Raw genomic sequence first — 23,946 nt, forward strand, 5'->3', positions numbered from 1 at the left:
CGATCAAGCTGGTAGTCTAAAGTTGCGCTTGGCGCTCGATCGGACATGATAAATGGGGGTTTATTTAGTATGGCTACTTTTCGACGTTTCGCCACTGCCGCTCTGCTTGCGGGAGCATTGTCCCTGACCTGTACATCTTGGGCTTCCGCCGAGTCCGGTCAGCGTGATGGTGAAGTCGGCGGTTTGACTGCGGCGCAGTGTCAGAAGTATTTGGCCGATGCGGGTTACGTGGTCGGTAACGATGTCATCAACGCGTGCGCCAAGGCGGCCGGTGGGGATTTGGGGGATTTCAACGCCTGTTCGCTTTCGCTTCAGTTCATTGGCGTTGCCCACGAGGACGCCACAATCGCCTGTCGCCTCGCCCTGCCGTGAATCAATAAGCTTCATTAAGGGTACATCCCACTGGTCGATACGTGGTGGAGTTATCGGTATTAGATAAACAACTGGAGTGGGTCACAACTTCGCGTGCCGAGGTGTGGCCCACTCTATTTTCGGCCGGTGTCGCACATTGCTCATCGGGATTTGGTGACGCATAGGTATATGGAGTCTTAATTCAAGATCCCAAAGTGGTTGAGAAGAAGGGAAAACCTCGGGCCGCTTCAAGGCTTCGCGGTAGTTGGAGCAGGAGCGACGTTAGTCAGTATGCAGGATTCGCCATGATTTGAAGTGAGAGGCCACGCGTTCGTTGGGAGCGCTGAGATGGGTTGCCTTCTTTGCCTCGTTTGCTCAACTCCCTGCGCTCGCGACGATCGTGTCGACGATGACGGGTGTGATCGCGATAGTGTAGGGTAAACTTGGTGGCCGTATTTCGGTAAAACTTTGACCCGTTGGGAAAACCTTTCATCGTCGCGTTAATTCGGTTGCCCGATCGCGGATTTCATCCTCAACTCGTAGAGAAATCGGCGACGAAAGCTGTCAAGGGGGGCTGTCTCCTGTGCGGTTAAGGAGGTGGCGGAGGGAGTGCTCATCAAAATTACCAAAGAACCAGCTCCGGTTTGGCTATCTTTGTGTCGAATGCGCCCATTTCGCCACATCTGCTTCATTCGCCATGAGGCCGTTCACTTGATTTCATGGCAGGTCTCAAGATAGAGAGATTTTCTCGACAGGTTCAGCAAGTGCAGCCTGAACTGGACGTGCAGACGACGAGAGTGCGTGCGTCAAGCCCTACTAATGTGCTGGCGTGTCGATCACTCAGACCTCGCTTGTTATCGGCACACCTTGACTGGATGGTCAAATAAGTTTCGCATCCTCAATGTGAGAAGCGCCACGCAGCAGTTCCGCGACCTTGGCCCGCAGGTCCACGAACGTCTCGCTGGCCCGGGTCTTGATCTGGTCGCGGGCGTCGCCGAGGTCGACGGGGAGGTCGGCGACCACCGAGGCGGGGGACTTGGTCAGGACCAGCACCCGGTCGCCGAGGTAGACGCTCTCATCGATGTCGTGGGTGACCAGCAGGACCGTGGTGTCCTGTTCGCGGCGCACGCGCAGCAGCAGGTCCTCCAGCTCGAACCGGGTCTGCGCGTCGACGGAGGCGAACGGCTCGTCCATGAGCAGTAGCGACGGCCGGTACGCCAGCGCCCGCGCGATGGCGACCCGCTGCTGCATCCCGCCGGAAAGCTGTCCCGGGTGCTTGCGCCCGGCCTGGTCCAACCCGACCGACGCCAGTGCCTCCCTGGCCCGCGCGGCCCGCTGCGACCGCGGGAGCCCGCGCAGCGGGAACTCCACGTTGCGCTGCACCGTCAGCCACGGGAACAGCGACCGGCTGTAGTCCTGGAACACGACCGCCAGCTCGGACGGCACCCCGTCGACGCGGGTCCCGCGCAGGCTTACCGTGCCGCGGGTAGGCGTGATCAGGCCCGCGATCGCGCGGAGCAGAGTGGACTTACCGCAACCCGACGGCCCCACGACGCACACGAGTTCACCCGCGTCGACGGTGAAGCTGAGGCCGTCGACCGCGTTGTGCGCGCCGTCCTTGCCCGGATAGGTGTGTCCGAGATCGGCGACTTCGAGCATGGTGGGCACGTCATCCTCCGGTGGCGCTCGACCGGGCTTCGAGGGAGTGCCGCGGCTGCCAGGCCAGCGCGCGCCGCTCGAAGGCCAGCAGCAGGGTGTTGAACAGGTAGCCGAGCACGCCGAGCAGCACGATCCACGCCCACATGGCGGGCAGCTCGTAGTCCCGCTGGGCGCGCACGAGCTGGTTGCCGATGCCGTTCACCGAGCCGACCAGCTCGGCGACGACCATCAGGATCAGCGCGATGGACAGGCTCAGCCGCAGCCCGGCGAAGATCTTCGGCGCGGCCGAGGGCAGCACGACCCCGAGCGTCCACTGGGTCCGCGACAGCCGGAACGCCCGCGCCGTGTCGACCTTGGTCGCGTCCACGCTCCGCGCGCCGTCGACGGTGTTGAGCAGCACCGGCCAGACGGTGCCGAAGACGATCGTGGGCAGCTGCATGGTGGTGATCCCGACCGAGGCCACGAAGAACGGCACCAGCAGCGGCGGCGGGATGGACCGCATGAAGGTGAAGACCGCGCCCAGGTAAGCCATGGCGGGCCGGGACCGGCCGAGCAGGATGCCCAGCGCGACGCCGATGGCCGCGGCGAGCGCCCAGCCGAGCAGCATCCGCCCGACCCCGGGGGCGATGTGGTCGAAGAAGGCCGGGGAGAACCAGAGCGTGCCCGCGGTCTGGGCGATGGTCGACGGCGGCGGGAAGAACCGGTCGCCCGCCTGCCGGGTGGCCAGTTCCCACAGGGCGACCGCGACGGCGAAGCAGGCCCAGCGCTGCGCGATCCGCTTGAGCGCGCTCACAGGGCCACCTCACGAGTTCGGTGGCCCCGCGCGCCTACCCGCTGTGTCGTTTGTTCGCTCGCAAGCTCGTTCACCGTAGGCCGTCCGCCGACACGTTCCAGGCGAACACCGCGCGGTGCAGCCATTCCAGCCCGGAGTTCGCGGCGAACCCGATGAGCCCGGCCAGCACCGTTCCCGCGAGGACCTCGTCCATGTGCGCCCCGCCGCTGCTCGCCGCCAGGATGAACTGCCCGAGCCCGATAGCGCCGCCCGCGAACAATTCCGTGCTGATCACCACGGCAAGGGAAATCGCGAACGACAACCGCACGCCGGTAAGCACGAACGGCGCGGCGCTCGGTAGCGCTACCCGAGTCAGGACAGCGAGCCTTCCCGTGCCGAACGCGCGGGCGGTTTCCACGTGCAGCGGATCGATCTCGTCGAGGGCGTACATGGTGTTGAACAGGATCGGCCAGAGCGCGCCGTAGACCGCGAGGGTGACCTTGGTGTCCGGCCCGGTGCCGAAGGTCAGCAGCGCCAACGGGATCAGCGCCACCGACGGGATCGGCCGCAGGAACTCCACGATCGTCATCGTCGCCCTGCGCACTGGCGGGAAGCTGCCGAGCACGAGCCCGGCGGGCACCGCGATCAGCACCGCGATGCCCAGCGCGAGCAGGGTGGCCGCGACCGTGGCCACGACCGCCCGCAGGAACACCGGGTCGCCGAGCAGGCGGACCAGGGTCGGGAACACCACGCTGGGCGGGCGCAGGTAATGGGCGGGGACCAGGTCGCTCCGGCTCGCCGCTTCCCAGACCGCGAAGAGGCAGGCCAGGCCGGTCAGGCTCGCGGGAACGCGCGGTGTGCGCACGCTTCGCTCAGCGCTTGCCCGTCACCTGCCCGACTTCTGGATCATGGTCGACACGTCGAGGTGCCCCTTGATCACGCCGAAGTCCTCCATCAGGTTGGCCACCCGCTGGATGCGGTTGGCCTCAAGCGATGTCGAGTAGGTGGAGATGGTGACCAGCTGCGCGGTCTGCGGGTCGATCTTGGCGTACTTGACGAACATGGGCTCGATCTTGGCCCGGTCGGTGGCCTCCGCCTGCGCCTTGGCCAGGCCGCGCTGGAAGGCGGCCAGCGTGTTCGGGCTGGTGGTGGCGAACTTGCCCGCGCCGCCCACGGCGACGTAGCCGGACATCGGGATCTCCGCCGTCGGACCGGAGGCCGCGTCGAACACCGGGGTGGCGCCGAGCTGCTTCATCGCGGTGGTCACCCAGGGCTCCACCAGGACCGCGCCGTCGACTTCGCCGCGCTCCATGGCCGGGATCATCTCCGGGAACGGCAGTTCCACCCAGTTGATCGTGGAGGTCTCGACGTCGAGGGTCTTGAGGACCGACATCGGGGCCAGGTCGGTGAAGCTGCGTCGGGCGGTGATGGCGATCCGCTTGCCGGGGGCGTCGGAGGGCTTGCGGAACGACGAGTTCGGCGGGGCGACGACGACCATGTGCCCTGGCTTCGCGCTGAGCGCGTCGGCGACGATCTTGAACTCGGCGAGCTGCTTGCTCTGCGCGAGCAGCGGCGCCGGGTAGGCGGTGAAGGCGATGTCGAGGTCGCCGTTGAGGACGCCGTTGATGCTGGTCTGGCCGGAGGCCATGACGACGGCCTCGACGTCGAGGCCCTGCTCCTTGAAGTACCCCTGCTCGATCGCCAGGTAGAACGGGGCGACGTCGACGACGGGCAGCACGCCCACCTTGATCTTGGCCTTCTCCACTCCGCCCGCTCCCTGGCCGGAACCGGACCCCTCGTCGTCCCCGCCGAGCAGCCCGCAACCGCTCGCGGTGGCGAGCACCGTGAGCGCGAGCGCCGCGAGCGGCAGGCGGCCGAGGAAGGACCGCCGGGTGGTAACGCTTCGGAGCATTGGAGCCTCTCCTCGTCGGAGCTGGTCGTTGTCAGCCGGTGGTTGTCGCTGCGTTGCCCCCTGGACACCAGGTCGCACTCTAGAGACAGGAGAGTCCATGTCACAATGAGTGCACACAGGATGCCGTGCGGTGAACTCTCTCACTGAATCAGGGGCTCGTGTTGCCCCGTGTGGGGGTATTGTGCAGGAGGTCAGGCCGTGTTTCCACGGCCCGTAGCGAAACGGGACGACAGGGCTCGATGAGTCATCCATCCGGGCGAGGTAGCCGGAGCTGGGCCTCCGCGCGACGTCACGTCAGCATTGTGATGCACAGGTCAACCATCTGGCACCGCCTGTGACTATGCCCTGGAAGGGTTACATCGTGACGTAGACTTCGCTACCTTCTGTGTTCACAGTGAGGCGTAGGCTCAACTGAGTCGCAGGCAGAGCAGAGGCGACTGCTCAGCGCGTCCATGGTGTGCCGTGCCTTCGACTGGGTAGTTGTCCGTTAGAGCTGGCCAACGAGAGTAACGGGCTACTGGCTCAGATGCAGGGAGTGTGCTGGCTGTGCCCGATCACACCGCTGGGGTGTATTCAGGCCCAGGGAAAGACGGTGGTGGCGCCGTGTCGGACCTAGAGGTTGGCGCGGCCGCCAACGCGAAAGCCGCCGGTCGCAAGACTGTCGAGGGCGGTTCGCGATGGCGGCTGCGCAACTGGCGTCTGCGCACCAAGCTGGTCGCCGTCCTGATGGTCCCGGTCCTCACCGCCGTCGCCCTCGGCGTGTTCCGCGCGGCCAGCGAACTCGACCGGGCCGACACCTTCGACGAGGCCGCCGCCGCCATCTCCAACACCCTCGACGTCGTCGCCTTCGTCCACGAGTTGCAGGCCGAGCGGAACCTGGTCGTCGCCTTCGTCGCGGGCAACCGCGCGGGCGACCCCGGCCCGATGCAGGGGCAGATCGAGAAGACCAACGCCAGCCTCGCCCGGCTCGGCCAGGCCGTGGACAACGCCACCTTCGCCACCGGCGGCATCCTGCAGCGGCTCGCCAACCGGCTCAAGGCCATCGCCGCCGTCCGCAACGCCGCCCTGTCCAGCGCCTACCCCGACGTCGGCGTCTACCAGTCCTACACCTCGCTGCTGGAAAGCGTGCTCTCCGCTGGCGCCGAGTTCACCGCCTCGCTCGCCCAGCCCGAGATCGCCCGGCTCGCCGCGGCGTCGCTGGCCATCGTCGAGGGCAAGGAGTTCCTCGGCCAGCAGAACTCCATCCTGATGATCGCCGGGGCGCGCAACGCCTTCCCGGCGAGTATGCTGGACGAGGCCCGCGCGGCCGAGGCCAGCTTCGACGCCTCGATCGCCAACTTCCGCGCGAACGCCGACATCCGCGAGAGCCAGTTCTACTCGGACACCTTCAGCGGCGCCCAGGTCGACGACCGCGAGCGCATCATGCGGACCGCGCTGAACCGCGCCGACCGGGGCACCGACCTGGGCATCCCGCAGGACCGGCTGCTCAACGACGCGCAGGTGACCGCGGACTCGCTGCGCAAGGTCGAGATCTTCCTGCTGACCAAGCTGCGCAACCACGCCCTGGACTCGGCGAGCGTGGCCAAGGGCATCGCGTGGCGCGACGCCGTGATCGTGCTGCTGGCCATCCTGGCCGCGCTGGCGGTCACCTTCGTGGTCTCCCGCTCGCTGCTGGTGCCGCTGCGGGTGCTGCGCCGCGACGCGCTCGACGTGGCGAACCGGCGGCTGCCCGAGACCGTCCAGCGCATCCTCGCCGACCCGGACCCGGTCGAGGCGTCGAAGAACGCCGTCGAGCCGGTGCCGGTGTTCACCCGCGAGGAGACCGGCCAGCTCGCCCGCTCCTTCGACGCCGTGCACGACCAGGCGGTCCGGATGGCGACCGAGCAGGCGCTGCTGCGCGACAACATCAACTCGATCTTCGTCAACCTGTCCCGGCGCAGCCAGACCCTGGTCGAGCGCCAGCTCTCCCTCATCGACCGGCTGGAGCAGGACGAGCAGGACCCGGACCAGCTCGCCAGCCTCTTCGAGCTCGACCACCTCGCGACCCGGATGCGGCGCAACTCCGAGTCGCTGCTGGTCCTCTCCGGCTCCGGGCTGAGCCGCCAGCTCTCCCGCCCGGTGCCCGCGGCCGAGGTCGTCGGCGCCGCGGTGTCCGAGGTCGAGCAGTACGCCCGGATCGAGGTGCTCTCCGCCCCCGAGGTGTCGGTGCAGGGCCGGGCGGTCTCCGACCTGGTCCACCTGATCGCGGAACTGCTGGACAACGCGACCTCGTTCTCCGAGCCGGAGAAGAAGGTCTACGTCCGGATGGCCGTGACCAGGAAGAAGGAACTGGCCATCCAGATCACCGACTCCGGCGTCGGCATGAGCGACGAGGAGATCGAGAGCGCCAACGCCCGCCTCGCCGACCCGCCCGACCTCGACGTCGCGGTGACCCGGCGGATGGGCCTGTACGTGGTCGCCCGGCTCGCCAAGCGGCACGAGATCAAGGTCCGGCTGCGCGACAACGAGGACATCGAGGGCGGCCTCATCGCCCGCATCACCGTCCCCTCCGCCCTGGTGCAGACCGGGAGCGCGGCCCAGCCGACGAGCATCGTGGCCACCCCCGACTTCGGCGACACCGCGGTGAAGGCCAGCGGCATCGCGGGCGCGTTCAGCGGCGGCGCGGCCAAGTCGCGCTCGTCCGATGGCGGGCTGCTCAGTGAGTCCCAGGTGGACCGCCCGGTCGAGGACGTCGCCGGTTACCCGTCGTTCGACCCGCAGTTCGAGTCGCTGTTCGGGTCCGGCAACGTCGAGGACACCGGCGGGTGGGGCCCGCCCGCGTCCGCGGAGGAGATCAACGCCCGGCTCAACGGGCACGTCTTCCCGCCGCCCGAGAGCACGGACAGCCTGTTCGGCGAACCGCTGCCCGAGCCGGAGGACACCTACGACCCGGCGGCCGAGCACACCACCGTCGAGACGCCGCGCAACGGGACCAGCGTCTACACCCCCATCACCCCGCGCGGGGGCGAGTCCGCCCCGCCGGACCGGTCCAGCCTCGACGCCCCCACCGAGCGGCTGCCGATCTACGAGGCCGTGCTCTCCCAGTGGTTCGAGGCGGGCGACACCGGCTCCACACCGCACCCGACGACCAACGGCGGCACCGGCGCCGGGCCCGACGTGGCCGAGCAGGCCGCGACCGGCAGTGCGAACCGGACTGAGAACCGGACTGAGAACCGGACTGACACCGAGACCGAGGCCAAGGCCGACGCGGCCGCCCCGGACGACGCGACCGTCGTGACGCCCGCGGCCGAGGTCGACGTGCCCGCCGACGTGCCCGACCCGATCGCCGCCGCGAAGGCCGACGCCTGGCAGTCGCCGGGCGACGACGGGTGGCAGCGGGCGCGGGCCCTGCTGGACACCTCAGCCGACACGATGACCACAGCGGGCCTGCCCAAGCGCGTCCCCAAGGCGCACCTGGTGCCGGGCTCGGCCGCTCCCCGGGAGGAGTCCGCCGAGACAAAGGCGGCGCCTCCGCTTCCTCCCCGCACCGCGGACGCCGTCCGCGGCCGCATGTCCAGCTTCCAGCAGGGGGTCCGGCGTGGCCGGCATGCCCTTATCGACGCTTACGCTGGTGACCAGACCGGTTCAGACGAGAGCCGCCTAGACGAGGAGCAGGAGTGACGACCGCGTCAGTACAGCAGCCCGGCAGCTTCGGGTGGCTCATCACCGATTTCGTCCGCCAAGTGCCCGGCGTGGCCCACGCCGTGGTCGTGTCCGCTGACGGGCTGTTGCTCGCGGGCTCCCAAGGCCTGCCCCGCGACCGCGCCGAGCAGCTTTCCGCCGTCGCGTCCGGCCTGGTCAGCCTCACCGCAGGCGCGGCCAGGTGCTTCGAGGCGGGCGGGGTCAACCAGACCGTGGTCGAGATGGACCGCGGCTACCTGTTCCTCATGTCGATCTCCGACGGCTCGTGCCTGGCCGTGCTGGCCGCGCCGAACTGCGACATTGGCCTGGTGGCGTACGAGATGACGTTGCTGGTCGAGCGGGTCGGCCAGCAGATGACTCCGGAGCTGCGCGCGCAGCTTCAGGGCGCGCAGCGCCGGTAGCGGCGGTCGAGACGGCGGGGTGAACACACGATGAGCACGGGTCGGCGAGCCACAGGCAGGCGAACTGAGGACGACTTCTCCTATCGGGACCTGTTCGACTCGGACGTCGCATTCGGTGGCCCGGAGCCGGACCAGCCCCTGGACCAGCAGGACGAGCCTGAGCGGAGGCCGGAGATGTCGGATCGAGGGTGGGAGGACCTGTCCGAGCACGGAGTCGGCGACCCGCCGAACCGGTTCGACATCGATGGGTTCCGCGCGCGGCTGTTCGGCGGCCCGAGCGCGACCCTCTACGGCGACCCCGGCATCCCCGCCCAGTCCGACTGGGACAGCAAGGAGATCCCCGCGGTCGCCGACCTCGAACCCGAACCGGACCCGGACGACCTCGCCCCGCACGAGACCGGTTCCCTGGTACGCCCGTACACCAAGACCGGCGGGCGCACCCGGTCGGAGTACGATCTTGCGATTGAGGCGTTGGTCTCCACCAGCGACCGGGGCAGGCTTCCCGACGCCGCGATCCGTCCCGAGCACCGGTCCATCTGCGGCCTGTGCCTCGACGCCCGTTCCGTCGCCGAGGTAGCCGCGCACCTGCGGCTGCCCCTCGGCGTGGCCCGGGTGCTCATCGGGGACATGGCAGGCATGGGATTGGTCTCGATCCACCAGAGCGGCATGGTCGTGGGCGACCGGCCATCGATCGAATTCATGGAAAGGGTGCTCAGTGGGCTCCGCAGGCTCTAGTCCCCTCAGCGCGCGCGGTGGCGCTTCCCCGCAGCCGACCACCTCGGCCAAGATCGTGGTGGCGGGCGGTTTCGGAGTGGGCAAGACGACCCTGGTCGGCTCTGTCTCGGAAATCGTGCCGCTGACCACCGAGGCCGTCATGACCGAGGCCAGCGTCGACGTAGACGACCTGTCCTCGACCCCGAACAAGGTCACCACCACGGTCGCGATGGACTTCGGCCGCGTGTCCCTGGACTCCGACCTGATCCTGTACCTGTTCGGCACCCCCGGCCAGCACCGCTTCTGGTTCATGTGGGACGACCTCGTGCGCGGCGCCATCGGGGCCATCGTCCTGGTCGACACCCGCCGCCTCGCGGACGCGTTCGCCTCCATCGACTTCTTCGAGGACCGCGGCCTGCCCTACGTCATCGCCCTGAACTGCTTCGACCGCGTCCTGCACCACCGCATAGACGACGTGCGAGACGCCCTCACCGTCGAGCCGACAGTCCCGATCGTCACCACCGACGCCCGCGACCGCGACTCCACCAAGGAAACCCTCATCACCCTCGTCGAACACGCCATGCACCAACGCATGTCCCGCGCGGTCTGATCTCATCGCCATAGACGCACAAAACGCAAGCTGTTATGTTTTGTGCGGAGGATGGCGATGAGTGAAGCGGCGGCGCGTCAGGAGACCTATCTGCCCGGCCCGGACGAGGGCCGGGTGGCCCAGGTCCACGATTTCTTGACCGCGCGCGAGCGCGCGGGCCGTGGCACTCCGGATGTCCAGTGTTTCCTGAGTGGAACCAGGCCCGACGACCGCGTCGAACTGCCGGTGGAGCTGTATCAGGTGCTGCGGCAGGTAGTGGACGCCCTGCGCAACGGTCTCGCCGTCACGGTCGCCCCGGTGACCAAGACGCTGACGACCCAGCAAGCCGCCGAGCTGCTGGGGGTCAGCAGACCGACCGTCATCCGGCTGCTCGATGACGACAAGATCCCCTTCGAGCGCACGGGCACCCACCGCCGTATCCTCTTGCGCGACCTGCTGGCTTACCGAGACCGGCGCCGCGCCGAGCAGTACGCGGCTTTGTCGGCCACAACGGTCGACATCGAGGACGACCTCGATGAGACACTCCACCGCCTCCGCGCGGCCCGGCGCACGGTCGCGGAACGTCGCCGATCCAGTTCGGGGAGTGACAGCAGGTCCTGACAAGATGCCCGGGTGTTCACGGCACTTCTCGACACCTGCGTCCTGTGGCCGAGTCTCCAGCGTGATTTCCTGCTCTCCCTCGCCGTCGAAGGCCTCTACCGCCCGGTGTGGAGCGCGGTGATTCTCGATGAACTGGAATACGAAGAGCAGCAGAAGCTGGTCGACCGAGGCGCGGAACGCGCCGAGGCTGGTCGGCGTGCTCGTCGTCTCGTCGCCAGGATGAGAGCGGCGTTCGACGACGCCGAAGTCCACGGGTGGGAGGGTTTGGAGGGCACATTTGGACTTCCGGATCCTGACGACGAACATGTCGTGGCCGCCGCGGTCGTCGCGGGAGCAGGTGCCGTGGTTACCCACAACACCAAGGATTTCCCCAGACATCTCATGCCCAATCGGCTCCAGATCCTGTCGCCGCAACAGTTCGGCGCCGATACCGTCGCGGTGAATCCCGCTCAGGCGCTAGCCGCTGTCGAGGCGATCGCAAGCAGGTCCGGGTGGGTTGGTGACCGGCTGGATGTCACCGCTGTCCTAGACAGGCTTGAGCAGCTCTACAATGGTGGGGGTTCGACCAGGGCGGCGCTGGTGATGCGGTGCAGGGGGAGGCGGCGGATCTCGGCGCTGGCGGGGTCGCGGCCTTCGAGGATGCCGCCGCCTACGCGGAGGGGTTCGAGGACTCGTTGGCTGGCTACGCCGTGGGCGTCGACCAGGCCTACCCAGACGCTCTTGTGGTTGCGGGCGGCTTCTTGGAGCAGGGCCATGGTTTCCGCGGTGTTGGCGCCCGCGCCCGCTGTGGCGGTGACGGTGCGGCCGCGGCGGGTGTCGGCGGCTCGGTCGCCCGCGCGCATGGCGCGGACCATGTCGGCGACCTGGTCGTTGTCCGGTGGGCGGGTGGCGGTGCGGCGGACGGCGCGCAGGGGGACTTGGACGCGGCGGCCCGTGGGGCGCAGGTCGACTACCTGGCCGTCGGCGCCTTCCGCGGCGGGGGCGAAACCGGCGGCGCGTAGCTCGTCCAGGATTTCCAGGAGCGGAAAGGGGCTCACCAGGACCGTCGGGGCGATCTTGCGCAGTTGCAGCGACGCCGCCGCGGGGTGGGCGGCGACTTCCGCGATCAGCGCTGGGTCGTCGCAGCGCAGGAAGGCCGTGGCCGCGCCGCCGCGGAGGCGGCCGTGGCGGCGGGCGACGTCGTCGATCAGGTATTCCAGGGACTGCGGGACGGGGGTGCGGGAGCGGGTGCGGAACAGCTCGTGCAGGTCGCCCGCGGTGCGCCCGGCGTCCAGCGCCCGGCGGATCGAGGTCTCACTCACCCGGTAGACCGTGGCGCTGCCCGCGGACTCGACGTCGGCGACCTCGTTGACCAGCGCGGCCAGGTGCGGCTCCAGCGGGCCGGGCGCGACCACGGTCAGGTCCGCCTGCACGAGCACGTGGTCGATCGGCTCCGGCATGGCCTCGGCCATCCGCTTCGCCGCGGCGGCGGCGCCCTCGTCCAGCAGCGCGCGCCCCGGGCCGCTGAGCGCGCCCAGCGCCACCACGCCCAGCGCGGTCGCCTCGGTCAGCGTCCAGCGCACGATCTCGTCGCGCAGCCGTCCGCCGCGCCGAGGCGCGCGCCAGGCCAGCACGGCGGCCAGTTCGTCCGGCTCGGCGATCCCGGTGCCCGCCTTGAGGTCGGCCAGGACCCGCAGCACCCTGGCCCGCTCCAGCGGCGCCACCGGGCGGCGCAGGTCCTCCGACAGCGGGGCCAGCAGCCGGTCCTTGGCGTCGCGCAGGCCGCCGAGGCCGGGTAGCCGGGGCAGGTCGAGCCAGGCCGAGGCGAGCGTGGCCCACTGGTTCGCCTGCGTGGCGGTCAGCCACACGTCCGCGTGATTCGTCGGCACCCATTCGGGGGTGGCGGCCTCGTTGTCGGCCACCAGGGACGCGGCGGCGGCGAGCTCGACGATCAGGGTGGCCTCGCGTTCGCTGATCTCCATGGCCCGGGTCAGCTTGCGCAGGTCGCGCACGCCGAAGCCGCCCGCTTTGAGCACCGGCGGCGGCTCGGCCGACCACAGGCGCAGCAGGGTTTCGGTGTGCCGCAGGATTTCCAGCGTCGCGCCTGCCGCCGTGGCGTCCACAATGGACGCTTTGTGCGCCTTGGTGCGCAGCGGCGGCTCGGTGATCGACACCGTGCCCGTGGGACCCGTCCCGCGCAGGGCCAAACCGACCTGCCGCGGTAGCTCCACCGTCTCGGCGTCCACCCGCATCAACAGACCGCGCGCCAAGAGCCGCTGAACCGGGGTCTTGGCTTCGTCCAACGGAAGCACTACCGCCGCGTCCTTAGTCTTGCCTACCGGCTGGCCGTGAGCGAGCGTCGTCAGCACCTTGCGCTCGTCGTCGGGCAGGCCCGCCAGCGACGCGGGCACGTCCACCCAGTCCAGCGCGGGCGACGGCCTGCCCAGGCCGGTCGGGAACAGCCCGCCCGCCTCCCGGGCCGCCGGCACGAGCGCGACCGCCTCGTCCGGGCCCCAGGCGACCGCCAACTCACGCAGCCGGTCCACCGCCGCCCGCACCCGATCGGCGGGCACGTCGTCACCCAGATGGGTCGCCGCTTGGGCGAGGTCGGCGGGCTTGCGGTCGGCGTTCGCGGCGAGCAGCGCGTCGAGGACGGCCAGGGTGAAGGTGTCCAGGCCCTCGGCGACCCGGGCGACCGAGGCCCGCGTCGCCGCGCGGGTGGCCAGGACGGTGGTGTCCGGCGGCCGGGGTGTGGCCAGGTCGGGGCGTGCGCGCAGCACGGCGGCCAGCGTCTCGTCGTCCTGGACTCGGAGCCAGTCGGTGAGCGTGGGGCTGGACACCCTGACCACGGTATACGGCGTGCCTGTCCGGTAACCTCGGTACTCGCACAAGACGGTGTTGGTGACCCAGTTCGTGGCACTAGGAGGACCCAGTGGCGAAGGCCGCCAAGCGCGATCGGATCGACCCGACCTGGGCGGGGGACGACGACAACGGCTCGCACCCGGTCTCCGAGCTCACCTCGGACCGCCAGGGGGCGCTCTCGCCGTACGGCGACATCACGTTCCCGCTGGAGACCGTGCCCTACCAGCACCCGGTCACCGAGATCAATAGGTAGGTCTAGGCTTCTCCCGTTTCCAGACGTGACCGTCCACACGGGAGAGATCGCCCATGCCAGTCCCCGGCCCCGGCTATTCCATCACCGTCCGGGTCGAGGCGCCGCCGTCCGCTAGCGCGGCGGGGGACCTGACCAGCGCGGCAGGCCGGGTCGGCGGGGTCATCACCGCGTTCGACGTCGTCGACTCGCACAGCGACCGCGTGGTGGTCGACATCACCTGCAACGCGATGTCGGCCGACCACGCCCGCGACATCACCGACGCGCTGGAGGCGCTGCCGGGCGTCGCGGTCCGCAAGGTCTCCGACCGCACGTTCCTCATGCACCTCGGCGGCAAGATCGAGGTCACCGCCAAGGTCGCCCTGCGCAACCGCGACGACCTCTCCCGCGCCTACACCCCCGGCGTCGCCCGCGTCTGCCAGGCCATCGCGGAGAACCCGGACGACGCGCGCCGCCTCACCATCAAGCGCAACACCGTCGCGGTCGTCACCGACGGCTCGGCCGTGCTCGGCCTGGGCAACCTCGGGCCCGCGGCGGCGCTGCCGGTCATGGAGGGCAAGGCGGCGCTGTTCAAGAAGTTCGCAGGCGTCGACGCGTGGCCGGTCTGCCTCGACACCCAGGACACCGAGGAGATCATCCGCGCGGTCGAGCTGATCGCGCCGGTCTACGGCGGCATCAACCTGGAGGACATCGCCGCCCCCAGATGCTTCGAGATCGAGCGACGGCTGCGCGACCTGCTCGACATCCCGGTCTTCCACGACGACCAGCACGGCACCGCGATCTGCGTGGTCGCCGCGCTGCGCAACGCGCTTCGGGTGGTCGGCAAGGACATCGCGGACTGCCGCGTCGTGGTGTGCGGAGTCGGCGCGGCCGGGTCGGCGATCATCCGGCTGCTGCTGCGGCGCGGGCCCGGCGACGTGCTGGCCGTCGACGTCGACGGCATCGTCCACCCCGACCGCGGCGACATCGATGACAACCTGTGCTGGGTCGCGCGCAACACCAACAAGGACAAGGTGACCGGCGGCCTGCACGACGCGCTCGTCGGCGCGGACGTCTTCATCGGCGTCTCGGCCCCCAACCTGTTCGGCGCGGACCAGGTCGCCACCATGGCCCCGGGCGCGATCGTGTTCGCCCTGGCCAACCCGGACCCCGAGGTCGACCCGCTGGAGGCGCAGAAGCACGCCGCCGTCGTGGCCACCGGCCGCTCGGACTACCCGAACCAGATCAACAACGTGCTCGCCTTCCCCGGCGTCTTCCGCGGCCTGCTCGACGCCCAGGCCCACGGCATCACCGACACCATGCTGCTCGCCGCGGCCGACGCGCTGGCCGACATCGTCGACGGCGACCGGCTCAACGCCTCGTTCATCGTGCCGAGCGTGTTCGACGCGGCCGTGGCGCCCGCGGTGGCCGATGCCGTGCGCAAGGCGGCGGGGACGGCGCACTCCGGCTGAAAGCAGCCGGGTCGTAGCATCGGCCTGTGGGTGAACTGAGCCATGTGGACGACGAGGGCGCGGCCAGGATGGTCGACGTGTCGGCCAAGGAGGTCACCGCCCGCGTCGCGGTCGCCTCGGGGGTCGTGCGGACCACCGCGGAGGTCGTCGGCCTGCTGCGCCGGGACGGCCTGCCCAAGGGCGACGCGCTGGCCACGGCCCGGATCGCGGGCATCATGGGCGCCAAGCGCACCCCGGACCTGATCCCGCTGTGCCACCCGCTGGCGCTTTCCGGGGTCCGCATAGACCTGGAGTTGGGCGCGGACGAGGTCCGCGTCACCGCCACGGTCCGCACGAACGACCGGACCGGTGTGGAGATGGAAGCGCTGACCGCGGTGGCCGTGTGCGGGCTGACCCTGCACGACATGATCAAGGCCGTCGATCCGGCCGCGGTCCTCGACGCGGTGCGCGTCGAGCGCAAGGACGGCGGCAAGAGCGGCACCTGGACGCGAGGAGAACCATGACCACCCGCACGGCGCGTGTCGTCACCGCCTCCAACCGGGCCGCGGGCGGCGTCTACCCGGACAAGACCGGCCCGGTGATCGTCGCGTGGCTGCGCGACCGGGGCTACGCGGCACCGGACCCCGTGGTGGTGCCGGACGGCCCGCCGGTGGCGGCGGCTCTGCGCGAGGCGGTGGCCGCGGCCGTGGATGTGGTGGTGACGACCGGGGGCACCGGGATCAGCCCGACCGACCGCACCCCGGAGGCCACCCGCGAGGTCCTGGACTACGAGATCCCGGGGCTGGCGGACGCGATCCGGGCCGCGGGCCTGCCGAAGGTGCCGACCGCGGTGCTGTCTCGCGGCGTGGCCGGGGTGGCGGGTCGCACCCTGGTGGTGAACCTGCCGGGCTCCAGCGGCGGCGTCCGCGACGGCCTGGCCGTGCTGGAGCCGGTGCTGGACCACGCGGTGGACCAGGTGCGCGGCGGCGACCATCCGCGGCCTGCGGAGACGCCTGCCGCCGATTCGGTTGTCGGCCAGGTGCGCGGCGGCGATCAGGCGTGGCCCGCGGCGACATCGGTCGCTGGTTCAGTTGTGGACCAGGTGCGCGGCGGCGGTTCCGTGGGGCCTGTGGCGACGTCGGTCGGCGGTTCGGTTGTGGACCAGGCGGAGCCTGCTTCCCGGTCCTCGATTGTGCTGCTGGCCGAGGTCAGCGACGCCCCGATCACCGTCGAGGAGCACGCCGCCCTGGTGGAGCACGCCGCTGCGGGCGCGGTGGTCACGTTCGCGGGGGTGGTCCGCGACCACGACCACGGCCGCGGTGTGCGCGGCCTCGACTACGAGGGCCACCCCACCGCCAAGGACGTCATCGCCGAGGTGGCCGAGGACATCGCCCGCGCGGACGGTGTCCGGGCCCTCGCCGTGACCCACCGGGTCGGCCGGTTGGCGATCGGCGATGTGGCGCTGGCCTGCGCCGTGTCCGCGGAGCACCGCGGGCAGGCGTTCGCCGCGTGCGCCCGGTTGGTGGACGAGGTGAAGGCCAGGCTGCCGATCTGGAAGCACCAGATGTTCACCGACGGCACCGACGAGTGGGTCAACTGCCCCTGACCCACAGGCCTTGCTGGTCTTGCCGACGAAGCCGATCTTGCTGGTCTTGCTGCGAGAAGCGGCCGGACCCCCACCGCCGGGGCGGAGTGCGCTGAGGGTCCGGCCCGCACGCTCTCGCGAGGTGTGGCCTTGCCGAGAAAACTACTTCGTGGCGATTTTCTGACCCACCAGGATCAGGTCCGGGTCGCCGATGAAGCTCTTGTTCTTCTCGTGCAGGGCCTGCCAGCCGCCCGCGATGTCGAGGCGCTCGGCGATCTTGGACAGCGAGTCGCCCGCGACCACGGTGTAATCGCCTGCCGGGTTGGACTTGGCGAGGGCGGCCACGGGGGCCGCGGCCTGGACCGGCGCCTTGGGCGCGGCCTTCTCGACAGCCTTGGTCACCGGCTTGGTGGCCTTCTTCGGCGCGACGGCCTTCGGCTTAGCGGCGGCGGCCTTCTGTGGCTTGGCCGCGGCTCCGGCCTTCTTGCCGCACACCGGCCACGCGCCGATGCCCTGCGTCTTGAGCACGTTCTCCGCGACGCGGATCTGCTCCTCGCGGGACGCCGTGTGGGCGCTGCCCTTGCCGCCGTTGGCGGACCAGGTCTTCGGGTGGAACTGCAGGCCGCCGTAGTAGCCGTTTCCGGTGTTGATGCTCCAGTTGCCGCCGCTTTCACACTGCGCGACCGCGTCCCAGTTGACGCTGTCGGCAGAGGCGGGGGATGCGGCGACGGCCATCGGGGCGCCGACCGCGACGCCAGCGACGACGACGCGGGCGATGGTGCGCTTGGCGGCGGACGGCTTGCGGTGCTTGCCCTTGTAACCCATCTCAGTCTCACCTTCCGCGCCTGCGAGTTGTGATCGCTGTGGGCGGGCTTTCGGGAGCCCGACCGGGTTTCACCCCGGCTGCCACGCCTCGCGCTGCGTCGCGCTCGTCGTGGACCCTCGCCCCTGTCCGGAAGTTCGCTTTCGCTCGGGGTTGGTTCCCGAGAGCCCGCCGGACAAGGTTTGGCGCTACGGACTCCCGGGTCGTGCGTGGCTGGTCGGGGCCAGCCGATAGCGACGGTACGTAACCACTGGGGGATACGGAAATCGTCTGAGATGTGACCGTTGTCACGGTAACGCACTGCAAACCGTGACGATCAATGACATTTTCGCTGGTCAGAGCGCTTCGCTTGGCTGTTATTTTGCCGTGTCCTGGCCGAGATAATTCACTCTAGGTGAGGCTTGGGTCACGTCGACTTTGGCACGTTAGGCCAACCGGGAATCCGGATCTCAGCCGCCCGCGAAGGGTGGGAGGACGTCCAGCCCGGTCCCGTCCGGCAGCGCCGCGGCCCGATCGCGGACGGCCACCCCGTCCACGAGGAAGCTGGCCGCGCGCAGCACCCGCGACAGCGCGTCCCCGTGCCGCGCCGAGAGCGTCGCGAGGGCGTCGTGCACGGTGGCCCCCGACGGCAGCGCCAGGGTCTCCTCCGGCACCCCCGCTGCGGCTCGCGCGCCCGCGAAGTACCGGACGGTGACTGTCGTCGTGGCGCCGCTCACGGCTGTGCTCGCATCACCGGTCATGCCTAGCCCCCGATCGCGCTCATCGGCCGCAGCGGCTGGGCGAACCCGGCCTCGTTGATCGTGTGCCCGGCGAGCTTGGCCCACATCGCCGACCGCCACATCTCGGCGATCTCCGCGTCGTCCGCGCCCGCGCGCAGCGGCGCGCGCAGATCGGTCTCGGTTTGGCTGAACAGGCAGGAGCGCAGCGCGCCGTCCGCGGTCAGCCGGGTGCGGTCGCAGTCGCCGCAGAACGGTTTGGTCACCGACCCGATGACGCCGACGTCGGCTGGCCCGCCGTCGACCAGCCACCGCTCCGCAGGCGCGGCCCCGCGCGGCGCGGTGCTCGGCGACAGCGCGAACCGCTCGCCCAGCGTCGCCAGGATCTCGTCGGCGGTCACCATCGCGGCGCGGTCCCAGCCGTGCTGCGGGTCGAGCGGCATCTGCTCGATGAACCGCAGGTGGTAGCCGTGGTCGAGGCAGAAGCGCAGCAGCGGCACGGCCTCGTCGTCGTTGACGCCGCGCAGGAGAACCGCGTTTACCTTGACCGGGGTAAGCCCAGCCTCTTGCGCGCCGGCAAGTCCTTCCAGGACATCGGAAAGCCGGTCGCGGCGGGTGATCTCGGCGTAGCGGTCCCGCCGGACGGTGTCGAGCGAGACGTTGATCCGGTCCAGCCCCGCGGCGGCCAGCGCCTCGGCCCGGCGCGCGAGCCCGATTCCGTTGGTCGTCATGGAAATCCGCGGCCGAGGCGTCAGCGCCGCGGCGGCCGCGATGATCCGCTCGATGCCCTTGCGCAGGGTCGGTTCGCCACCGGTGAACCGGACGTTGGTCACACCCAGGCGCACTACCGCGATCCGGATAAGCCGGTTCAACTCGTCGTCGGTAAGCATCTCGCCGCCGGGCATCCAGTCGAGCCCTTCGGCGGGCATACAGTAGGTGCACCGGAGGTTGCAGCGGTCGGTGAGCGACACCCGCAGATCGGTGGCCACCCGGCCGAACCGATCCACCAGGCCCGGGACGTCCGGCCTGGCGGCGTGCGGGCCCGGCACGGCCGGAAGCCCCAAAGGAACCGCTGTCACCCGATCTAGGGTAGACGTTGTCACCGACAAGTGGCCTGGTCGGCTGACTGTTAGCTCTGGGTGACCATTAGTGCGTGGCGTCTCGACAGCGGCCGATACCGTCGGCCCATGCCGTACTTCAGGTTGTCCGAGGCCGCCAGACTGCTCGGGGTGAGCGACGACACCGTCCGCCGCTGGGTCGACGCGGGCCACCTGCCCGCCGAGGCGGACGCCGCCGGGCGCAAGGTGGTCGACGGCGCCGCCCTCGCCGCGTTCGCCCGCGACCAGGCCACCGAGATCCCCGACCCGATCACCGCTGGCCGCTCCGCCCGCAACCGGTTCGTCGGGCTGGTCACCGAGGTGGTCGCCGACCGGGTCATGGCCCAGGTCGAGATCCAGTGCGGGCCGCACCGGGTGGTGTCGCTGATGAGCGCGGAGGCGGTGCGCGAGATGGGCCTCGAACCCGGTGTGCTTGCCGTGGCGCTGGTAAAGGCAACGCAGGTCATCGTGGAGACACCGTGATTCCTTCTTATCGCGACACTCTTATAGCTAACGGGCGTGGGTAGCCTCCTGCCATGACCGGCCGCTGGACATACCTGATGGACATGGACGGGGTGCTGGTGCGCGAGGAGCACCTGGTCCCCGGCGCGGACGACCTGATCAAGGAGTTGACCGCGGCGGGCACGCCGTTCCTCGTGCTCACCAACAACTCCATCCACACCCCGCGCGACCTGCGGGCCCGGCTGCTGCGCACCGGCCTCGACGTGCCGGAGCAGGCGATCTGGACCTCCGCGCTGGCCACCGCGCGGTTCCTCGACAGCCAGCGCCCCGGCGGCTCGGCGTACGTCATCGGCGAGTCCGGGCTGACCACCGCCCTGCACGAGATCGGCTACATCCTCACCGACCGCGACCCGGACTACGTGATCCTCGGCGAGACCCGCACCTACAGCTTCACCGCCATCACCCGCGCCATCCGCCTGGTCGAGGAGGGCTCCCGGTTCATCGCGACCAACCCCGACGCCACCGGCCCCAGCCGGGAGGGCTCGCTGCCCGCGACCGGGTCGGTCGCCGCGCTCATCGAGCGGGCCACCGGCCGGGCGCCTTATTACGTGGGCAAGCCGAACCCGCTGATGATGCGCTCGGCCCTGCGCGCGCTCGGCGCGCACTCGGAGAGCACGCTGATGATCGGCGACCGGATGGACACCGACGTCCGCACCGGCCTGGAGGCGGGCCTGAAAACGATCTTGGTGCTGACCGGCATCTCGACCGTCGAGACCGCGGAGCTGTACCCGTACCGGCCGACCAGGGTGATCGACTCGGTCGCGGATCTGGTCGGCCGGACCGCCGACCCGTTTCCCGCTCTATAATCCGATCGTGCCAACCCGATTACGGCTGGTCACCATGGGTGCGTCTGAGTGCCGATCACAGCGCGCTCGGTGTTCGGCTCGCCTATCGTCAGTGCCGTGCAGCAAGACAGCCCATCGGGGACCGAGGTGAAGACCGCCACGACCTATGTCGTCGGCGACGTGCACGGTCACCGCGCGGAACTGCTCGACGCCCTGCGCCGAGCCGGTCTGGCAGACGACGACGGCTCCTGGTCCGGCGGCGCGGCCCACCTGTGGTTCCTCGGCGACTTCGTCGACCGCGGCCCCGACGGCGTCGGCGTGATCGACCTGGTCATGCGGCTGGCCGAGCAGGCGGCCGCGGCGGGCGGCCAGGTCGAGACACTGCTCGGCAACCACGAGATCCTGCTGCTGGGGATGCACAGGTTCGGCGATACCGAGGTCCCCTCCGACTTCGGCCCGCGCAGCTTCGCCCGGAGCTGGGAGATGAACGGCGGCCTGGCCAGCGACCAGGAAGCGCTCACCGACGAGCACGTGGCCTGGCTGATCGACCGCCCCGTCCTCGCCCTGGTCGGCGACCAGCTGCTCATGCACTCCGACACCCTGGAATACCTCACCTGGGGCGAGGACATCGACTCGGTCAACGACGCCGTCCGCGCCGTCCTGCACGGCGACGACCTGGCCGAGTGGTGGGAGGTGTGGCGGCGGATGACCACCCGCTACGCCTTCCGCGGCCCGCACGGCGAGGCCGCCGCCGACGACCTGCTGACCACGCTGGGCGGCAGCCGGGTCGTGCACGGCCACAGCGTCATCGCCGACCAGCTCGGCGTCCTCCCCGGCCAGGTCGAGGGCCCCTACGAGTACGCGGGCGGCAAAGCCCTCGGCGTCGACGCGGGCCTGTTCGTCGGCGGCCCGTGCCTGGTCGTCACGCTGCCGCCGGGACCCGACTAGGGCCGTCCACCGGGACGATCCGGGAGCCGAGCGGGACCAGCGACACCGGGATCATCTTGAAGTTGGCGATGCCCAGCGGGATGCCGATGACCGTCACGCACAGGAGGAAGCCGGTCACGACGTGCCCGAGCGCCAGCCACCAGCCCGCGAAGACGATCCAGATGACGTTGCCGATCATCGACGGCGCGCCCGCGTCGCGGCGGGTCTCGATGGTGCGGCCGAAGGGCCACAGGGCGTAGTTCGCGATCCGGAACGACGCCAGGCCGAACGGGATGGTGATGACCAGGACGCAGCAGATGATCCCGGCGAACAGGTAGGCCAGGGCCATCCAGAAGCCGCACAGCACCAGCCAGATGACGTTCAGCAGTAGTCGCACAACATCAACGCTACCTGGTCGGCGCACCCGCCATCCGGACCTGCGCGGGCTGCCCGATCGGGGGAAGGATGGCGGTCAGGACCCAGCCAGCTCCGGGAGGGCCAGCGATGCCGCAGCCAGCACTGCTCAGCTACACCTCAGGCACCTCGCCGACGCCGCTGCTCGGCGACACCATCGGCGACAACTTCGACCGCGCCGTCGCCGCCCACGGCGACCGGGAGGCGCTGGTGGAACGGGCCACCGGCAGGCGGTGGACGTACCGGGAACTGGCCGCCGAGGTCGACGCCGTGGCGCGCGGGCTGCTCGGGCTGGGCGTCGGAAAGGGCGACCGGGTCGGGATCTGGGCGCCCAACGGCGCGGAGTGGGTGTTCACGCAGTACGCGACGGCGAAGATCGGCGCGATTCTGGTCAACATCAACCCCGCCTACCGCGTGCACGAGTTGCGGTATGTGCTCAACCAGGCGGGCATCCGCACGCTCATCGCGGCGCCGTCGTTCAAGACGTCCGACTACGCGGCGATGATCGAGGAAGCGCGCCCGGACTGCGCCGCGCTGCGGGACGTGGTCCTCATCGGCGATGAGTCTTGGGACAGCCTTGTCCGCGCCGAGAGCACCGCGGATCTCGCGGCGATCGGCCGCACCCTCTCGGCCGACGACCCGATCAACATCCAGTACACCTCCGGCACCACCGGATTCCCCAAGGGTGCGACCCTGTCGCACCACAACATTCTCAACAACGGCTTCTTCATCGGCGAGCTGTGCCATTACACCGAGCGCGACCGTATTTGCATCCCAGTGCCCTTCTATCATTGCTTCGGAATGGTGCTGGGAAATCTCGCGGCCACCAGCCACGGCGCCTGCGTGGTCATTCCGGCCCCCGCCTTCGACGCGGGCGCCACCCTGGCCGCCGTCGCGGAAGAAGAATGCACCTCGCTGTACGGGGTGCCGACGATGTTCATCGCGATCCTCGCCCAACCCGCCGTGGACAACGTCGACCTGAGCGCCCTGCGCACCGGGATCATGGCGGGCTCGCCGTGCCCGGTGGAGGTGATGAAGCAGGTGATCGAGCGGTTGGGCATGACCGAGGTCGCCATCTGCTGCGGCATGACCGAGACGTCCCCGGTCTCCGCCCAGACCCGCGCCGACGACTCCATCGACCGCCGGGTGTCCACCGTCGGCCGGGTGCACCCGCACCTGGAGGTCAAGATCATCGACCCGGAAACCGGTCTCACCGTGCCGAGGGGCGTGCCCGGCGAGTTCTGCACCCGCGGCTATTCGGTGATGCTCGGCTACTGGAACCAGCCGGACAAAACCGCCGAGGCGATCGACAGCGCCCGCTGGATGCACACCGGCGACCTGGCGGTGATGGACGACGACGGCTACCTCACCATCACCGGCCGAATCAAGGACATGGTCATCCGCGGCGGCGAGAACATCTACCCCCGCGAAATCGAAGAGTTCCTCTACACGCACCCCCGAATCCTCGACGCCCAGGTGATCGGCGTCCCCGACAAACGCTATGGCGAAGAACTGATGGCCTGGGTCCGTATGCGGGAGGGCGTCGAACCGGTGACGGCGGAGGAAATCCGCGAGTACTGCGCGGGCAAAATCGCCCACTACAAAATCCCCCGCTACGTCCACGTCGTGACCGAGTTCCCGATGACCGTCACCGGAAAAATCCGCAAGGTCGAAATGCGCCAAGCGGCCGTCGAAATCCTGGGCCTGGGTGACGCCGCCGCCGTCGAACACGCTTAAGAGGATCGAGCAGATCAATCCTCGCTCCCGAGTGGATCGAATGACACTCCGCGTGACGCTATTGACCCCAGAAGTATTAACCCTGCGCCGTTTACTCCCGGCTGATTCTGCCGCAGGGT

General features: G+C 69.7%; 23 protein-coding genes and 1 pseudogene. 15 read left to right on the top strand and 9 right to left on the bottom strand.

Going from position 1 to position 23,946, the window contains the following annotated elements:
* Positions 1-69: 69 nt before the first annotated feature.
* Positions 70-372 carry a hypothetical protein gene (locus BLS56_RS30735; RefSeq protein ID WP_139190816.1) on the top strand — a complete coding sequence of 101 codons (303 nt, stop codon included), beginning with the start codon at positions 70-72 and terminating at the stop codon, positions 370-372.
* A gap of 858 nt (positions 373-1,230) precedes the next feature.
* On the opposite strand, the gene BLS56_RS19095 is transcribed toward BLS56_RS30735, so the two are convergent.
* The 4 genes from BLS56_RS19095 to BLS56_RS19110 form a co-directional block, all read right to left on the bottom strand.
* Positions 1,231-2,019: an ABC transporter ATP-binding protein gene (locus tag BLS56_RS19095; protein WP_091452732.1), complete on the bottom strand. Its 789-nt coding sequence runs from the start codon at positions 2,017-2,019 to the stop codon at positions 1,231-1,233.
* A gap of 1 nt (position 2,020) precedes the next feature.
* Complete coding sequence (locus tag BLS56_RS19100) at positions 2,021-2,803, bottom strand: ABC transporter permease (RefSeq protein ID WP_091452735.1); 783 nt, start codon at positions 2,801-2,803, stop codon at positions 2,021-2,023.
* A 70-nt stretch (positions 2,804-2,873) separates the two neighbouring features.
* Positions 2,874-3,647: an ABC transporter permease gene (locus tag BLS56_RS19105; RefSeq protein WP_228771755.1), complete on the bottom strand. Its 774-nt coding sequence runs from the start codon at positions 3,645-3,647 to the stop codon at positions 2,874-2,876.
* A gap of 21 nt (positions 3,648-3,668) precedes the next feature.
* A complete protein-coding gene (locus BLS56_RS19110) occupies positions 3,669-4,694 on the bottom strand; it encodes an ABC transporter substrate-binding protein (protein ID WP_175482925.1) in 1,026 nt (341 codons plus the stop codon).
* A gap of 603 nt (positions 4,695-5,297) precedes the next feature.
* On the opposite strand from BLS56_RS19110, the gene BLS56_RS19115 reads away from it, so the two are divergent.
* The 6 genes and pseudogenes from BLS56_RS19115 to BLS56_RS32380 all read left to right on the top strand — a co-directional run.
* On the top strand, positions 5,298-8,354 hold the full coding sequence (locus BLS56_RS19115; RefSeq protein ID WP_091452739.1) for a sensor histidine kinase: 3,057 nt from the start codon (positions 5,298-5,300) through the stop codon (positions 8,352-8,354).
* A complete protein-coding gene (locus BLS56_RS19120; RefSeq protein WP_018682546.1) occupies positions 8,351-8,776 on the top strand; it encodes a roadblock/LC7 domain-containing protein in 426 nt (141 codons plus the stop codon). Before BLS56_RS19115 ends, BLS56_RS19120 begins: the two co-directional genes overlap by 4 nt.
* Positions 8,777-8,806: 30 nt before the next feature.
* Complete coding sequence (locus BLS56_RS19125; protein WP_091452742.1) at positions 8,807-9,511, top strand: DUF742 domain-containing protein; 705 nt, start codon at positions 8,807-8,809, stop codon at positions 9,509-9,511.
* Positions 9,492-10,100 (top strand): GTP-binding protein, encoded by a 609-nt coding sequence (locus BLS56_RS19130; RefSeq protein WP_091452744.1) that lies wholly within the window; start codon positions 9,492-9,494, stop codon positions 10,098-10,100. The genes BLS56_RS19125 and BLS56_RS19130 overlap by 20 nt, the downstream gene beginning before the upstream one ends.
* Positions 10,101-10,157: 57 nt before the next feature.
* On the top strand, positions 10,158-10,700 hold the full coding sequence (locus tag BLS56_RS19135) for a helix-turn-helix domain-containing protein (protein WP_091452747.1): 543 nt from the start codon (positions 10,158-10,160) through the stop codon (positions 10,698-10,700).
* A 12-nt stretch (positions 10,701-10,712) separates the two neighbouring features.
* A pseudogene (locus tag BLS56_RS32380) lies at positions 10,713-11,003 on the top strand (PIN domain-containing protein); the annotation flags it as partial.
* Positions 11,004-11,245: 242 nt separating this feature from the next.
* On the opposite strand, the gene BLS56_RS19145 reads toward BLS56_RS32380, so the two are convergent.
* On the bottom strand, positions 11,246-13,519 hold the full coding sequence (locus tag BLS56_RS19145) for a helicase-associated domain-containing protein (RefSeq protein ID WP_091453154.1): 2,274 nt from the start codon (positions 13,517-13,519) through the stop codon (positions 11,246-11,248).
* A 92-nt stretch (positions 13,520-13,611) separates the two neighbouring features.
* On the opposite strand from BLS56_RS19145, the gene BLS56_RS19150 reads away from it, so the two are divergent.
* From BLS56_RS19150 to BLS56_RS19165, 4 genes are read left to right on the top strand one after another with little or no spacing between them, the layout of a single operon-like run.
* Complete coding sequence (locus BLS56_RS19150) at positions 13,612-13,794, top strand: hypothetical protein (protein ID WP_091452749.1); 183 nt, start codon at positions 13,612-13,614, stop codon at positions 13,792-13,794.
* Positions 13,795-13,847: 53 nt separating this feature from the next.
* Positions 13,848-15,242: an NAD-dependent malic enzyme gene (locus tag BLS56_RS19155; protein WP_091452751.1), complete on the top strand. Its 1,395-nt coding sequence runs from the start codon at positions 13,848-13,850 to the stop codon at positions 15,240-15,242.
* A gap of 26 nt (positions 15,243-15,268) precedes the next feature.
* Positions 15,269-15,745 carry a cyclic pyranopterin monophosphate synthase MoaC gene (moaC, locus tag BLS56_RS19160; protein WP_091452754.1) on the top strand — a complete coding sequence of 159 codons (477 nt, stop codon included), beginning with the start codon at positions 15,269-15,271 and terminating at the stop codon, positions 15,743-15,745.
* Positions 15,742-16,827, top strand: coding sequence for a molybdenum cofactor biosynthesis protein MoaE (locus BLS56_RS19165; protein ID WP_091452757.1), 1,086 nt, complete (start codon positions 15,742-15,744; stop codon positions 16,825-16,827). The genes moaC and BLS56_RS19165 overlap by 4 nt, the downstream gene beginning before the upstream one ends.
* Positions 16,828-16,968: 141 nt before the next feature.
* Here the strand turns inward: BLS56_RS19165 and BLS56_RS19170 are convergent, their stop codons facing one another.
* The 3 genes from BLS56_RS19170 to moaA form a co-directional block, all read right to left on the bottom strand.
* Positions 16,969-17,631 carry a LysM peptidoglycan-binding domain-containing protein gene (locus BLS56_RS19170; RefSeq protein ID WP_091452758.1) on the bottom strand — a complete coding sequence of 221 codons (663 nt, stop codon included), beginning with the start codon at positions 17,629-17,631 and terminating at the stop codon, positions 16,969-16,971.
* A gap of 447 nt (positions 17,632-18,078) precedes the next feature.
* Complete coding sequence (locus BLS56_RS19175) at positions 18,079-18,369, bottom strand: MoaD/ThiS family protein (RefSeq protein WP_091452761.1); 291 nt, start codon at positions 18,367-18,369, stop codon at positions 18,079-18,081.
* 2 nt (positions 18,370-18,371) lie between these two features.
* Positions 18,372-19,424: a GTP 3',8-cyclase MoaA gene (gene moaA, locus BLS56_RS19180; RefSeq protein ID WP_091452763.1), complete on the bottom strand. Its 1,053-nt coding sequence runs from the start codon at positions 19,422-19,424 to the stop codon at positions 18,372-18,374.
* A 108-nt stretch (positions 19,425-19,532) separates the two neighbouring features.
* Between moaA and BLS56_RS19185 the strand changes: the two genes are divergently transcribed.
* The 3 genes from BLS56_RS19185 to BLS56_RS19195 all read left to right on the top strand — a co-directional run bounded on the left by BLS56_RS19185 (position 19,533) and on the right by BLS56_RS19195 (position 21,697).
* Positions 19,533-19,925: a TOBE domain-containing protein gene (locus BLS56_RS19185; RefSeq protein WP_091452765.1), complete on the top strand. Its 393-nt coding sequence runs from the start codon at positions 19,533-19,535 to the stop codon at positions 19,923-19,925.
* A gap of 53 nt (positions 19,926-19,978) precedes the next feature.
* Complete coding sequence (locus tag BLS56_RS19190) at positions 19,979-20,770, top strand: HAD-IIA family hydrolase (RefSeq protein WP_091452768.1); 792 nt, start codon at positions 19,979-19,981, stop codon at positions 20,768-20,770.
* Positions 20,771-20,866: 96 nt separating this feature from the next.
* The gene (locus tag BLS56_RS19195; protein ID WP_228771756.1) at positions 20,867-21,697 is read left to right on the top strand and encodes a metallophosphoesterase family protein; all 831 of its coding nucleotides are present in this window, start codon (positions 20,867-20,869) and stop codon (positions 21,695-21,697) included.
* On the opposite strand, the gene BLS56_RS19200 is transcribed toward BLS56_RS19195, so the two are convergent.
* Positions 21,672-22,073: a YccF domain-containing protein gene (locus BLS56_RS19200; RefSeq protein ID WP_091452772.1), complete on the bottom strand. Its 402-nt coding sequence runs from the start codon at positions 22,071-22,073 to the stop codon at positions 21,672-21,674. The genes BLS56_RS19195 and BLS56_RS19200 overlap by 26 nt on opposite strands.
* Positions 22,074-22,180: 107 nt before the next feature.
* On the opposite strand from BLS56_RS19200, the gene BLS56_RS19205 reads away from it, so the two are divergent.
* Positions 22,181-23,827, top strand: coding sequence for an AMP-binding protein (locus BLS56_RS19205; protein ID WP_091452774.1), 1,647 nt, complete (start codon positions 22,181-22,183; stop codon positions 23,825-23,827).
* The last annotated feature ends 119 nt before the right edge of the window (positions 23,828-23,946 follow it).

Source organism: Actinokineospora iranica (assembly GCF_900101685.1).
Lineage (GTDB): Bacteria > Actinomycetota > Actinomycetes > Mycobacteriales > Pseudonocardiaceae > Actinokineospora > Actinokineospora iranica.